This is a genomic window from Actinocrinis sp., from assembly GCF_035946395.1.
Lineage (GTDB): Bacteria > Actinomycetota > Actinomycetes > Streptomycetales > Catenulisporaceae > Actinocrinis.
In genome coordinates this window covers 1-13224 of sequence record NZ_DASYZI010000351.1, presented here as the reverse complement: position 1 = coordinate 13224, position 13224 = coordinate 1, and the positions used below count along the sequence as shown (strand labels likewise).

Annotated in this window: 11 protein-coding genes and 1 pseudogene; 7 read left to right on the top strand and 5 right to left on the bottom strand. The window is 70.0% G+C overall.

The window, feature by feature from the left end; all coding sequences use genetic code 11:
- The first annotated feature begins 205 nt into the window (after positions 1 to 205).
- The 4 genes from VGS97_RS21815 to VGS97_RS21800 all read left to right on the top strand — a co-directional run bounded on the left by VGS97_RS21815 (position 206) and on the right by VGS97_RS21800 (position 5943).
- Positions 206 to 1375: a cystathionine gamma-synthase gene (locus tag VGS97_RS21815; protein ID WP_326855477.1), complete on the top strand. Its 1170-nt coding sequence runs from the start codon at positions 206 to 208 to the stop codon at positions 1373 to 1375.
- Positions 1376 to 1504: 129 nt separating this feature from the next.
- Positions 1505 to 3445, top strand: coding sequence for a hypothetical protein (locus VGS97_RS21810; RefSeq protein ID WP_326855476.1), 1941 nt, complete (start codon positions 1505 to 1507; stop codon positions 3443 to 3445).
- 203 nt (positions 3446 to 3648) lie between these two features.
- Complete coding sequence (locus VGS97_RS21805; RefSeq protein WP_326855475.1) at positions 3649 to 4866, top strand: FIST signal transduction protein; 1218 nt, start codon at positions 3649 to 3651, stop codon at positions 4864 to 4866.
- 111 nt (positions 4867 to 4977) lie between these two features.
- Positions 4978 to 5943: an ROK family protein gene (locus tag VGS97_RS21800; RefSeq protein ID WP_326855474.1), complete on the top strand. Its 966-nt coding sequence runs from the start codon at positions 4978 to 4980 to the stop codon at positions 5941 to 5943.
- A gap of 155 nt (positions 5944 to 6098) precedes the next feature.
- Here VGS97_RS21800 and VGS97_RS21795 read toward each other — a convergent pair whose 3' ends face one another.
- Both VGS97_RS21795 and VGS97_RS21790 read right to left on the bottom strand, forming a co-directional pair.
- Complete coding sequence (locus VGS97_RS21795) at positions 6099 to 7757, bottom strand: MDR family MFS transporter (RefSeq protein ID WP_326855473.1); 1659 nt, start codon at positions 7755 to 7757, stop codon at positions 6099 to 6101.
- A complete protein-coding gene (locus VGS97_RS21790; RefSeq protein WP_326855472.1) occupies positions 7754 to 8269 on the bottom strand; it encodes a MarR family winged helix-turn-helix transcriptional regulator in 516 nt (171 codons plus the stop codon). The genes VGS97_RS21795 and VGS97_RS21790 overlap by 4 nt, the downstream gene beginning before the upstream one ends.
- Positions 8270 to 8413: 144 nt before the next feature.
- Between VGS97_RS21790 and VGS97_RS21785 the strand changes: the two genes are divergently transcribed.
- Complete coding sequence (locus VGS97_RS21785) at positions 8414 to 9754, top strand: threonine ammonia-lyase (protein WP_326855471.1); 1341 nt, start codon at positions 8414 to 8416, stop codon at positions 9752 to 9754.
- Positions 9755 to 9795: 41 nt separating this feature from the next.
- Here VGS97_RS21785 and VGS97_RS21780 read toward each other — a convergent pair whose 3' ends face one another.
- On the bottom strand, positions 9796 to 10017 hold the full coding sequence (locus VGS97_RS21780) for a hypothetical protein (protein WP_326855470.1): 222 nt from the start codon (positions 10015 to 10017) through the stop codon (positions 9796 to 9798).
- A gap of 168 nt (positions 10018 to 10185) precedes the next feature.
- Between VGS97_RS21780 and fdxA the strand changes: the two genes are divergently transcribed.
- Together fdxA and dapC are read left to right on the top strand one after the other, a co-directional pair.
- Positions 10186 to 10512: a ferredoxin gene (fdxA, locus tag VGS97_RS21775; RefSeq protein WP_326855469.1), complete on the top strand. Its 327-nt coding sequence runs from the start codon at positions 10186 to 10188 to the stop codon at positions 10510 to 10512.
- Between the two features lie 8 nt (positions 10513 to 10520).
- Positions 10521 to 11657: a succinyldiaminopimelate transaminase gene (dapC, locus tag VGS97_RS21770; RefSeq protein WP_326855468.1), complete on the top strand. Its 1137-nt coding sequence runs from the start codon at positions 10521 to 10523 to the stop codon at positions 11655 to 11657.
- Between the two features lie 146 nt (positions 11658 to 11803).
- On the opposite strand, the gene VGS97_RS21765 is transcribed toward dapC, so the two are convergent.
- A complete protein-coding gene (locus tag VGS97_RS21765) occupies positions 11804 to 12520 on the bottom strand; it encodes a hypothetical protein (RefSeq protein WP_326855467.1) in 717 nt (238 codons plus the stop codon).
- Between the two features lie 366 nt (positions 12521 to 12886).
- Positions 12887 to 13224 (bottom strand): annotated as a pseudogene (locus VGS97_RS21760) (hypothetical protein); the annotation flags it as partial.

Genomic DNA, 13224 nt, shown 5'->3' with positions numbered 1-13224 from the left:
AGTGAGGGAATAAGGCGGGGGGAGGGTGGCGTCTGGGGGCGAGGGGTGTCGTGGCTGAGTGGGGATGGCTGACCAATGGGGATGAGCGGAATAGCCTGTCGTCATGACTGAGTCGAAACATGATGAGTCGGAGTCGGATGGCGAGTCGGGCCGCGGACTAGAGCGTGGAACGGGACGTGGAACGGGCGGTGGGGTGGATCGCGTTGTGGATCGGGATCTTGCCTCGGATCGTCTTGGGTTCTCCTCGCTCGCCATCCATGCGGGCCAGGAGGCGGATCCGCTGACCGGTGCGGTTGTCCCGCCGATCTACCAGGTCTCCACGTACAAGCAGGACGGCGTCGGCGGGTTGCGTGGCGGCTACGAGTACTCGCGGTCGGCGAATCCGACTCGTGCTGCGCTGGAGGAGTGCCTCGCCGCGCTTGAGGGGGGCACGCGGGGGCTGGCTTTTGCCTCGGGGCTTGCTGCGGAGGACTGCCTACTGCGGACCGTCACGGTGCCCGGCGATCACGTCGTGATCCCGAATGACGCTTATGGGGGGACGTATCGGCTCTTCGCTCGGGTGTACGAGCGGTGGGGCGTGGGGTGGACCTCTGCGGATCTCAGTTCGCTCTCCGCCGTGCGGGCTGCGGTGCGGCCGGGGGAGACCAAGGTGATCTGGGTCGAGACGCCTTCGAACCCGCTGCTGGGGGTCTCGGACATCGCGGGGCTTGCTCAGATCGCGCGGGAGGCGGGGGCGCTGCTTGTCGTGGACAACACATTTGCGACCCCTTATTTGCAGCGGCCGCTCGCGCTCGGCGCCGATGTGGTTGTGCACTCGACCACGAAGTACATCGGGGGGCACTCGGACGTGGTGGGCGGTGCGCTGGTCGTCGCTGATGGGACTGGGGACCTCGCGTCGCGGCTGGCGTTCCATCAGAACGCGTTGGGTGCCGTCGCAGGGCCTTTCGACGCCTGGCTCACGCTGCGCGGTGTCAAGACGCTGTCGGTGCGGATGGATCGGCACTGCGAGAACGCCGCGGCGGTGGCTGCCCTTCTCGGCTCACACCCGAAGGTGAGCTCGGTGCTCTACCCGGGCCTGCCGGGACATCCGGGCCATGACGTCGCGGTGAAGCAGATGCGCGGGTTCGGCGGCATGGTCTCTTTCCGGCACGCGGGCGGCGAGGCGGCCGCAGTGGAGATGTGCGGCCGGACGACGTTGTTCACGCTCGGCGAGTCGCTCGGCGGCGTGGAGTCGCTGATCGAACACCCGGGGCGGATGACGCACATGTCCGCCGCGGGCTCGCCGCTGGAGGTGCCGGCGGACCTCGTCCGGCTGTCGGTGGGCATCGAGGACCGGGCCGACCTGCTCGCGGATCTGTCGCGGGCGCTCGGGTGACCGGTATGTCCGGTGGGCCCGGCGAGGCTGACGAGCCATAATCGCCCGGCGGACCTGCGTAATCACGGTCCGAACACGGTGGGATCAATGCTTGTGGATCCCGCCGTGTTCTGGTGTACAGTGCGGCCCGTGGTGGGGATATCCGGTATCCGGCAAGGTACTTTCGTCGCCGAGCGCTATCGCGTGATCGAGCGGCTGACTCGTTTCGCCGTCGCGGACAGCACGCTGACCGGCGTCGAATACGACTACTGGTTGGCGCTCGACGAGACCCGCGGAGCAGAGGTCTGGCTTCAGGTCGCCGAGTCGCGCGGAGTGGTCGCCTCGGGGGGACAGTTGGCGGGCGTGGTCTCCTCGCTGCGCCGGTTGAACCATCCCGCGGTGCCTGCGGTGCTGGACTTCGGCGGGGTCGAGGTCACCGTCCGGGAAGACGACGCTGACGAGGACGAAGGCTTCGTCTACGACGTGGGATACGTCATCCTTGAGCCGGTGGAGGCGGACAGCCTGGCCACCGTGCTGCTGCGCGGTGCGCTGACCGAAGCGGAGACCTTCGCGGTGCTCGTCGGGATAGCCGACGTGCTCAAGGTGCTGCACGAGGTCGAACTCGTACACGGGCATCTCTCCGCGTACTCGTTCCTGCTCGGCGAGCGCAACGTGCTGTTGGTCGACCTGGCCGCCGCGCTGGCGCTCGAAGCGGCCTCCGGCAGTGAGCTGACTCCTGCCGCGGACGTGTACGCGCTGGCCTGGCTCGCCTGTATCGCGCTGGCCGGGCTGACGGCGGTGGAGGCCGAGTTCGGGGTCGGATTCGATGCTGGTTCGAGCCCTGAGAGCCTGGACGCGCCGCAGCTGCTGACGATCGACCTGGTCGAGCGTCGTCGTGCCTGGGCCGAGCTGAATCTGGTGGCGACCTACGGCGTGCGGGTCGAACTCGCAGTGCTGCTCGTCGCGGCGCTTGGCGAGGCGAGCGGCCGGCCGACGGTGGGTGAGCTCGCGGCGGCGCTGCGGGTGCGTGAGGACGTGAAGGATGCTGGTTTAGGTGTAGCGGGTGTAGCAGGTGCAGCCGTGGCCGGTGCGGCTGTGGTGGGTGCCGCTGCGGTGCTTGCGGCGGAAGCCGTCGAGGTGGTGGAGGCGGAAGAGGTCGTCGAGGCCGCCGAGGTGGTGGAGACGATCGGGGCCGTCGAAGTGGCCGAGGTGATTGAGGCCGCTGAGATGCGGGCGGCGGTCGCGGCGCAAGCCGTTGAGGAAGAAGAGATCGTCGAGGTCACGGAGTCGTCGGAAGTCGTCGAGTCAGCGCTCGTCGGTGCGGCGGTCGGCGTGGGGGCGGCGGTTGGTGTCGAAGCGTTCAGCGGTTCGGGGCGTGGGGGCGGGAAGCGTGGCGGGCGCTCGGGGGCTGCGAGTGCGGGGGCTGCGAGTGTGACCGCGTCCGCAGTCGCGTCGGTGCCTGTGACGTCGACGAGTTCTGCGGCTGGTCGGCACGGTTCGCCGCCGCGGCGTCCGCGGTCAGCCTTCTACGTCGCGCTGGGGATCGTCGTGCTCGCGGTCGGTGGGGTCGCGTGGGGATGTGCCGCGAACAGTTCATCGAACTCTGCTACGCCGTCGGCTCCGGTTGCCTCGTCGGGCGGTGGGCAGACGTCGGGCGGCCAGGCGGGCGCGAGCGCTTCGCCGAGTGTGACGACCGGCGCCGGTGTCGGCGCCACTGCGAGCGCCACCGCGGCCTCGCCGAGCGCCGCTGCCACGGAGTCGGCATCGGCGGGAGCGCAGGCGAGCAGCACGCCGGGGCTCGGGTACACGGCCACGCCGCTGGCCACGATTCCGGCCAGTCCGAGTCAGGCGTTGCAGCAGATCCAGCAGACGGTTTCCCAGGCCGAGTCCGCCGGGCAGATCCCGCAGCAGGCGCAGGGACCGCTGAACCAGGCGGTCGGCACGTTGCAGGGCGAAATCTCCCGGGGTTCCTCGGCGCAGCAGGGCATCAACCAGTTGCGTAGTGCGCTGAGTGTCAGCGGAATACCGTCAGGGTTCGTGTCTCAGATGAATGAGCTGATCAAGTACCTGGTGGCGCGACAGGGCAGCTGAGCGGCTGCTGACGACGACGTCCGCGCGCAGGGTGGTAGTTCGGCTCACGGGATCTGGGTGAAGAAACCAGGGACCTGGTAATTCGCTGTGTCGGTCTGTCGGCCGACTGGAGCCGACGGCTCCCCTCGGTCCGGCTCGGTGCGGTGGCTTGTGCCTGCCATCTGGCATGTCCCGACCACTGCGGTGATGGAATCATGGATTCCATGTCGCGTTTCGGAGAGGGTCTCGCGGTGGACACGGACGTGGAGCGGGCCGCGCGGCGTGCGACCTATGGCGCGCTCTCGGCGGTGGATGGGGCGCCTGATCTGGTCGCCGTGTTCGCCGGGGTGATCGATCCGGATGACGCGGACCGGATTGCCGCATCGGTGCACGCCATGGTGATGGCTACGGGCAACGAACGCTGTGTGATGATCGGCGCGCTCGCCCCGGGGGTGATGGGTGACGCGCGAGCCGTTGGGCCGCTGCTGGGCAGCGAGCCCGCGGTCGCGGTCTGGGCGGGGCGGCTGCCCGGCGTCCGGGTCAGGCCGTTCCATCTGCGAGCCACCCGCGAAGGGGAGTCGATCGCGGTGGGCGGTTTGCCCGAGCCCTGGCCGGACGACCGGGTGGTCATGGTGCTCGCCGATCCGCTCAGCTTCCCGGCCGACGGTTTTGTGGAACGATCCAATGACGCGCTGCCCGGCCTGCCGTTCGTCGGCGGCCTGGTGCCCGGTGCCGCCGGCCGCGGCTCCGCGCGGCTGATCCGCGGCGGCGCGACCTACGACGAGGGCGCGGTCGGCGTGATGCTCGGCGGGCCGGTCGACGCGGCGATAGCGGTCAGCCAGGGCTGCCGGCCGATCGGGCCGAACATGACGGTCACCGCGGCCGACGGGAACGTGCTGCTCGGCCTGGCGGGCCAGCCGGCGCTGGAGAAGCTGCGCGAGATCGTCGACTCGCTCGGCCCGCAGGAGCGCGACTCCGTCGCGACGGGCCTGCACCTCGGCGTCGCCATGGACGAGTACGCCGAACAGCACGAGAACGGCGACTTCCTCATCCGCGGCGTGCTCGGCACCGATCCCGAGCGCGGCGGGGTGGCCGTCGGCGACATCGTCGGCGTCGGGCGCACGGTGCGCTTCCAACTGCGCGACGGCGCCAGCGCCGGACGGGAACTGGACGCGGTGCTGACCGCCTGTCGCGAGCGTCCCGGCTACAGCACGATCGGCGGCGCGCTGGTGGTCTCGTGCAACGGCCGGGCCCGCGACCTGTTCCCGCAACCGCTCGGCGCCGGCCACGACATCCTGGCGGTGCGCGCCGGACTCGGCACGAACGCCGTGTCAGGATTCTTCGGCGCTGGAGAGATCGGGCCGGTCGGCGGGCGTAACCACCTGCACGGTTACACCGCGTCGGTGCTGGCGTTCGCCGAGCGCGACGCCCGGATCGTCTAGCCCGGATCGTCCGGCTACGCGCGGCTCCGGTACCGTTCCGATCAACGCTGTTCTCGAACGACGCCGTCTGGTGACGCCTGACGCCTGACGTCCGACGCCTTAAGGAGGCGCATGCCGGTGAAGCCCACCGAGCGGGTCCTGGCGATCGACATCGGTGGCACGAAGCTCGCGGTCGGCGTCGTGGACAGCGGCGGCCGAGTGCTGGAGAGCCTGCGTGGCGCTACGCCGCAGTCGATCGTCCCGGACGGCGGCGAGCTGATCCTGCGCACTCTGCTCGGGCTGATCGGCGAGCTGAAGACCGACCCGGCGCAGTTCGTCGGCGTCGGCGTCGGCTGTGGCGGGCCGATGCGCTGGCCGCAGGGCGAGGTCTCGCCGCTCAACATCGAGGCCTGGCGCGGCTTCCCGCTGCGCGCACGGCTGGCCGAGGCGTTCCCGGGGCTGCCGGTGCGCGTGCACAACGACGCGGTCTGCCTCGCGGTCGCCGAGCACTGGCGCGGCGCCGGGCAGAACACGCAGGACATGCTCGGCATGGTCGTCTCCACCGGCGTCGGCGGCGGCTTGATCCTGGGCGGCCGGCTGATCGACGGCCGCACCGGCAACGCGGGGCACATCGGCCACATGATCGTCCACGCCGACGAGCCGCTGTGCGCCTGCGGGGCGATCGGCTGCCTCGAAGCCGTCGCCTCCGGCCCCCGGCTGACCGGTTGGGCCGCCGAGCAGGGCTGGCGCCCCGGCGTCCCGGCGCAGCAGCGTGCCGGCCGCGAGTTGGTCGACGACGCCCGACGCGGGCATCCGATCGCGCTGACCGCGCTGCGGCGCGCCGGCAGGGCGCTGGGCCTGGCGATCGCCTCGTCCACCGTGCTGTGCGACGTCGAGGTCGTGGCGATCGGCGGCGGCCTGTCACAGGCGGGCCCGCTGCTGTTCGATCCGCTTGAGGCCACGCTGCGCGAGCGGCTCGGGCTGGAGTTCGCCCGCGGGGTGCGGGTCGTCCCGGCGGCGTTCGGCCAGGAGTCGGGGCTGGTCGGGGCGGCGGCGCTGATCGTTCACCCGGAACGTTACTGGGCTCCTGGGGACTGAGGACCGAGGGACTGACGCGGCGTCAGCGCGTCAGGGGATGGCGGCGAAGTAGGAAGAGGAGACGGCGAAGGCGCATCCGGTCACTGCGAAAGGGGCCGGATGCGCCTTCGACTTACTGCTGACTTACTGCTTGCTGGTGCGAACCGCCGGTGGTGCTAGTGCAGGGCCGGTGCCGGACTCGCCGTGGCCTCGTCCTTACCGTCGGGGGCGGCGTCCGCCGGGCCCTCGGGTGCGGCCTGCGGCGCGGGGGCGCCGGCCGAGCGCAGCGTGACCTGCTTGAGGAACAGGCTCAGGACGAAGCCGAGCGCCATGATCACGGCCGCCACCTCGAAGACCACCTGCATCGCCAGCACGAAGGAGTGCAGCACGGTCGCCTCGATGCCCGGGTACTTCACGTTGAGCGTGTCGAGGCTCTTGCGGCTGATCCCGGTGGCGTTGCCGCCGGTGTCGAAGACGCTCGCCCGCGCGCCGAGCGCCGACGCCATGTAGTGGCCGAGCCGGTTGGTCAGCAGCGCGCCGAAGATGGCCGTGCCGAAGGAGCCGCCCATGTTCCGGAAGAACAGGTTCGCCGAGGTGCCGGTGCCGATGTCCTTGAACGGCAGCGCGTTCTGCACGGCCAGCGTCAGGACCGGCATCACCAGGCCGAGCCCGGCGCCGAGCACGAACATGTAGATCCCGCGCTCGGTGGCCGAGGTCTGCTCGTCGATCCGGGACATCAGGAACATGCCCACCGTGGCGACCGCGGTGCCCGCGATCGGGAAGGGCCGGTACTTGCCGATCCTGGAGATCATCCGGCCGCTGATGATCGACGCCGGCATGATGCCGAACATCATCGGCAGGATCGCCAGGCCCGCCATCGTGGGCGAGTAGCCGACCACCAGCTGGAGGTACAGCGAGATGTAGATCAGCGAGCCCATCATGGCGATGCCGAGCACGAACGCGATGACGTTGGAGACCGTGAAGACCGAGTTGCGGAACAGGTGCATCGGCAGGATCGGCTCGGTGGCGACCCTCATCTCCCAGAACACGAAGAGGGCCAGCATCGCCGCGCTCGCCGCGATCAGGGCGAGGATGGTCGGCGAGCCCCAGGCGTAGTTCTTGCCGCCCCACTCGGTGACCAGCAGCAGCGCGGACGCCCCGCCGGCGACCAGCGCGGCGCCGACGTAGTCGATCTTGTGCTTGATCTGGCTGTCGCGCACGTGCAGCACGATCGAGACCACGATCAGCGCCACGATGCCGATCGGCAGGTTGACGTAGAAGATCCAGCGCCAGCCGGTGACCCCGAACAGGTGGCTGCGGTCGGTGAAGAAGCCGCCGATCAGCGGGCCGAGCACCATCGCCAGCATGAAGACGCCGCCGAAGTAGCCCTGGTACTTGCCGCGGTCCCGGGGCGGGACGACCACGCCGATGATCGTGAAGACCAGCGCCATCAGGCCGCCGCCGCCGAGGCCCTGTAGGGCGCGGAAGGCGATCAGCTCGCCCATGTTCTGCGACATGCCGCACAGGGCGGAGCCGACCAGGAACAGGGTGATGGCGAACATGAATATCTTCTTCGGACCGTAGAGGTCCGCGAGCTTGCCGTAGATCGGCGTGACGACCGTCGAGGCGAGCAGGTATGCGGTGACGACCCACGCCTGGTGCGCCAGGCCGTTGACCGGGTCGAGGTCCTGCACGATGGTCCACAGCGCGGTGGACACGATCGTCTGGTCGAGCGCGGCCAGCAGCATGCCGAGCATCAGGCCGCTGAAGACCACCATGATCTGCCGGTGCGACATCAGTGGGCGGCCGTCCGCCGCCGTCGCGGGTGCGTTCATTTCATGCATCCTTCGGTGTCGCGGACGAACCTGTCGAGCAGCTTTGCCAGCACCTGGACCTCGTCCGCGCTCCACGCGGACTCGTCCAACGCGGTGTGTACCGCGGCCACCCGGTTGTGCCAGTACTCCTGCACGAAGTCGTGTCCCCGTTCGGTGAGCCCCACCTGGAACGCGCGCTTGTCGTCGGGTTCCGCGCTGCGCTCGACGTGTCCCTCGTTCTCCAGCGCGTGCAGGTGCCGGCTGACGGTGGACAGGTCGAGCGAGCACTCCTTCGCCAGCGCGGAGGCGCGCATCGGTCCCAGCTTCGACAGCACGAACAGGACGGAGACCCGGCCGTGCTCGCTGGTCTGCTCCACCGACCGCTGCCGGTTCTTGGCCTGCATCATCACCGAGCGCACCGATTCGATGAGCTCGTTCACGTCCTGGATCGACGGCCTGACCGCAGCGGCCTGGGGCGCCTCGGGAGCGGAGCGCGCCGTGCCGGCGGGCTGCTCATGGGTGCCGACGGGCATGGGGACCTCGGTTGTGTGAGGGCTCGTGGATAGTTGCTTGCGCCCTGCAACTATAGAACTAGTTGCTTGTGCCGTGCAAGTAACTTTGGTGGAAAGCCGTTTTCGTTATCCGATCGCGATCGCGATCCGCGTAGTCTCTGGGACATGGCGACCACTTCGACCGTGACCCTCGACGATGTGCTGGCGGCCCGCAAGCTGCTCGCCGACATCGTCCGCCACACCCCGCTGGCCTGGTCACGGCCGCTGTCCGAGCAGATCGGCGGCGAGGTCTGGTTCAAGTGCGAGAACCTCCAGCGCGCCGGGTCGTTCAAGATCCGCGGCGCGTACGTCCGCATCCACAACCTGCCGCCGCACGAGCGGGCCCGCGGCGTGGTGGCCGCGAGCGCGGGCAACCACGCGCAGGGCGTCGCCCTCGCCGCGACTCTGCACGGCATCCAGTCCACCGTCTTCATGCCGGACGGCGCGCCGCTGCCGAAGATCGCCGCCACCGAGTCGTACGGCGCACAGGTCCGCTTCCACGGAAGCACCGTCGACGACGCGCTGGTCGCCGCGAAGCGGTTCAGCCAGGAGACCGGGGCCGCGCTGATCCACCCCTTCGACCATGCCGACATCATCGCGGGCCAGGGCACCGTCGCGCTGGAGATCCTCGATCAGTGCCCGCAGGTCAAGACCGTCCTGGTTGCCGCGGGCGGCGGCGGACTGCTGGCCGGGATCGGCACGGTCATGCACGCGCTGCGCCCCGAGGTGCGGGTCGTCGGCGTCCAGGCGGCGACGGCCGCAGCGTACCCGGCGTCGCTGACGGCAGGGACGCCCACGCGCATCGCGAACATGGCGACCATGGCCGACGGCATCGCGGTCGGCTGCCCCGGCGACGTGCCCTTCGGCATCATCCGGGAACTCGGCACCGAGATACTCACGGTCTCCGAGGAGTCGATCTCCCAGGCGTCGCTGCTCCTGCTCGAACGCAACAAGCTCGTCGTCGAGCCGGCCGGCGCGGTCGGCGTGGCGGCGCTGCTGGAGGCGGTGTCGGCCGGATCTGGATCGGTCGGGGCCGGGCCGATCAAGGCCGGGTCGGCCGGCGCTGTTCTTGTCGACGCTGGCCTTTCCGACGCAGTGCTGGCTCACACTGCCGTGTCTGACGCGGCGCTGCCCGAGTTCGAGCCCCCGATCGTCGCCGTCCTGTCCGGGGGCAACGTCGATCCGCTGCTCCTGCTGCGGCTGATCCGGCACGGGCTCGCGTCGGCGGGCCGCTTCCTGTCCCTCCGGCTGCGGCTGACCGATCGGCCCGGTGCGCTGGCCCAACTGCTCGCCGCGCTGGCCGCGGTGGACGCCAACGTCGTGGACGTCGAGCACGGCCGCACCTCCGCCGGGCTCGGCGTCGGCGAAGTGGAAGTCGCGGTCACCCTGGAGACGCGCGGTGCGGATCACGCCGCGGCCGTGCTGAGCCGCCTGACCGAAGCCGGCTACGCGCCCTCCGTGCAGTAGCCCGGCCGTTACTCGGCGATTGCCCAATTGGCCGGAGCCGGTCAATCTGCTGACGGCCGACTGACCGTCGCAATCACCTTGCCGGCCACGATCCGGGACCGCTCGACGGACACCAACTCGCCGGATCGGCGCCGCACGGTCGCCCGGCCCTCCGGGTCCGTCGGCCATTCCACCAGCTCACCGACCAGGTCGGACAGTGTCTCGCCGAACTGACCGTGCTCCTGCGGGTCCAGCCGGTAGCGCAGCACGACTCGTGATCCCACATGTTGTGTACTCACACGTACGGGGCCGCCCCGTGATGTACCGTCCACTCGGCGCCCCTTTGCGCTTTCGACCATCGCTAAGCGCGATACTAGGTGGGCACTACAGTATGGATTGACGGAGGGGTCGGGGCTCACCGCGACCCGCCCCATGGCCAGGAGGACCCGGACGTGACCTACGTCATCGCGCAGCCCTGTGTGGATGTCAAGGACAAGGCCTGCATCGAGGAGTGCCCGGTCGACTGCATCTACGAGGGCGAGCGTTCGCTGTACATCCACCCAGACGAGTGCGTTGACTGTGGTGCGTGTGAGCCGGTCTGCCCGGTGGAGGCGATCTTCTACGAGGACGACACCCCGGAGCAGTGGAAGGACTTCTACAAGGCCAACGTCGAGTTCTTCGAGGACCTCGGCTCGCCCGGCGGCGCGTCGAAGCTCGGCCTGATCCCCAAGGACCACCCGGTGATCCAGGCGATCCCGCTTCAGGGCGCGAGCCACTGAGCGGCTCGATGCCGAACGTCTCCACCCGCCTGCCGCAGTTCCCCTGGGACCGCCTCAAGCCGTACGCGGCCAAGGCCGACTCCCAGCCCGGCGGGCGGGTGGATCTTTCCGTCGGCACGCCAGTCGATCCGACGCCGGAGAGTGTGCGGCGCGCCCTGAGCGCCGCCGCCGACTCGCCGGGCTATCCGACGACGCACGGCACCGCCATGCTGCGCGAGGCCGCGTCCGGCTGGATGCGGCGGGCGCTTGGCGTGACCGTGGATCCCGTTGCGGTGCTGCCGCTGATCGGCTCGAAGGAACTGGTGGCCGCGCTGCCGGGGCAGCTCGGGTTGGCGGAGGGCGACGTCGTCGCGTATCCGGCCCCGGCCTATCCGACGTACGAGATCGGCGCGCTGCTCGCGGGCGCGACGCCGGTCCCGGTTTCCGACCGCGAACTGCTGGACGGCTGGATCGGGCGCGGCGAGGCGCCGGAGCATCTCCGGCTGCTCTGGCTGAATTCGCCGGGCAACCCGCACGGCAGGGTACTTTCGGCGGATGCGCTGCGCGCGATCGTCGCTTGGGCGCGGGCCCGTGACGTTCTGGTGGCCTCGGACGAGTGCTACATCACGCTCGGCTGGGAGGGGCCCGATCCGGCCTCGGCGCTGCACCCGGACGTGTGCGGCGGCTCGCACGAGGGCGTGATCTCGGTGCACTCGCTCTCGAAGCGCTCGAACCTGGCCGGCTACCGCTCGGCGTTCCTGGCGGGCGATCCGGCGGTGGTCGCCGAACTGCTCGAAGTGCGCAAGCACGCCGGAATGATGACGCCCGGCCCGATCCAGGCCGCTGCCGCCGCCGCGCTTGACGACGACGAGCACGCCGCCGCCCAGAAGGAGCGCTACCGTTCGCGCCGCGTCGTGTTGCGTGAGGCGCTGGAAAGCGCGGGCTTCCGGATCAGCCACTCCGAAGCCGGGCTGTACCTGTGGGCGTCGCGCATCGTCGACGGCGAGCCGGAGCCGTGCTGGGACACCCTCACGTACCTCGCCGATCTCGGCATCCTGGTCGCGCCCGGAGAGTTCTACGGTCCCGGCGCAGAGCACCATGTCCGGATAGCGCTCACCGCGACCGACGAGCGCGTCGCGGCTGCCGCCGCCCGGCTCGCCGCGTGACCCGGATTCACCAGCTCCAACTGTCTTAGCACTCAGCTTGTCTGTTGGGCTTGTCTGTTGGGCTCACCCTTATCAGCTCAAAAGCAGGTGGCCTGCCGCTCCTTTACGGATGCGGCAGGCCACCTATGCGTTGCGCTGACGGCGTGTCAGCCCTTCGCGCTGTGCGCTGTCTTGTTGCTGTGCGCCGCCTTGGACGTGGCAGCGTGCTTGGGGATGTAATGCGTCGTCAGCTTCTGTGCGTCGGTTGCCACGTGCCGCAGCGAACTCGTCGCCACGTGCTGTGGCGCCGCGACTTCGTGCTCGGCCGCGGCCGGGGCCTGGGCCACCGTGGCAGTCGCTTCCTGCTGCGCGGACTGCATCGGCACCGACTCCGGCACGGCCGACACGGCCGACGAGCGGCCCTGCGCGAGGGCCGAGCCGAAGCCGGTCAGGTTGTCGAGCCCCGAGAAGTTGCCGACCAGCGGCAGCCCGCCCCGGCTGAGGGCGGTGGTCAGCGCGTTGAGCATCGACAGGCTGTCCAGCGAGGAGGTGCCGCTGTTGCCGGCCAGGCCCGCGACGTTCGACAGCCCGCCGGGGGTCAGCCCGCCGGACGTCAGCCCACTGACCACGGGCAGGTTGTTCAGCGCGGAGCCGGTGTTCGCCGTGTTGGTCAGTCCGCCGACCACCGGGAGGTTGGCGAGCGGCACTGCCTGGGTCAGGCTGCCGGTGTTGGCGGTGGCACTGTTGGCCAGGTTGCCGACCACCGGAAGCTGGCCGACCACCGGCAGGGTGTCCGCGTATGCGGACCCGGCCGCGGCGACCGGCAGTGCGACGGCGGCGGCGGCCGCCGCGGTGGAGGCGATTCGACGCCCGGCGTGGCTCATCTGTTGTGTCTCTCATTTCCGTGTGGACTGTACGGCCCGGGGCTGGCTGGCCCCCGCACCCCGGCCGGGTGGGCCGACGACGGCCCGGATGACGCCCCGCCGCGATACTCCGGACCGGGTCGTCGCTCTCGTCGAACTTGGCCGGGGCTTTGCGTGTGGCTGTGGGGTCGCCCGCCGCTGCGCGTCGGCCGACCCCGCGCCGTGGCCCCGGCCGAGTTCGAAGAGCGGGTCGTCGTCACTGGGAATTACGAGCCGGAGACGGCTGAGGTTTCGGCTCTTCGAGGTAACGTTTGAGTAAAGTGGCCGTTACTGTTTCGAAGTCCGAAGAATGGACCAGCGCATTTTCCGGCGAAACTCTTCGCCCGCTTACAGGCCATTGAGGTTCTGCACCGCACCCGTGACCGGGCTTTGCGCGCCCAGGACCGCCGTCACCGGCACCATCTGCGTCACGCTGCCGACCGTGCCGACCACCGGCACTTGCGTCCCGCTCAGCCCGCTCGTCACGTCGCCGACGGTTGGTACGCCGGCGTGATGCAACTGCGACACCAGGGGTGTCGCCTGCTCGACCAGTCCGTCGGTCAATGAGCTCGTCTGCGGCGCGATGCCCGAGGTCAGCGTGCCGAGCACGCCGTCTTGCAGCGCGTGCGGCGTGAGTTGCAGCGGTCCGCCGGACGTCGGGGCCAGCTGTGACACCAGGTTGGCCA

Bases quoted from the DNA above. Each gene is read 5' to 3' on its own strand.
- VGS97_RS21790 (WP_326855472.1), bottom strand. From the start codon at position 8,269: ATGCCCGTCGGCACCCATGAGCAGCCCGCCGGCACGGCGCGCTCCGCT.
- VGS97_RS21795 (WP_326855473.1), bottom strand. From the start codon at position 7,757: ATGAACGCACCCGCGACGGCGGCGGACGGCCGCCCACTGATGTCGCAC.
- VGS97_RS21800 (WP_326855474.1), top strand. From the start codon at position 4,978: ATGCCGGTGAAGCCCACCGAGCGGGTCCTGGCGATCGACATCGGTGGC.
- VGS97_RS21805 (WP_326855475.1), top strand. From the start codon at position 3,649: ATGTCGCGTTTCGGAGAGGGTCTCGCGGTGGACACGGACGTGGAGCGG.
- VGS97_RS21785 (WP_326855471.1), top strand. From the start codon at position 8,414: ATGGCGACCACTTCGACCGTGACCCTCGACGATGTGCTGGCGGCCCGC.
- VGS97_RS21765 (WP_326855467.1), bottom strand. From the start codon at position 12,520: ATGAGCCACGCCGGGCGTCGAATCGCCTCCACCGCGGCGGCCGCCGCC.
- dapC (WP_326855468.1), top strand. From the start codon at position 10,521: ATGCCGAACGTCTCCACCCGCCTGCCGCAGTTCCCCTGGGACCGCCTC.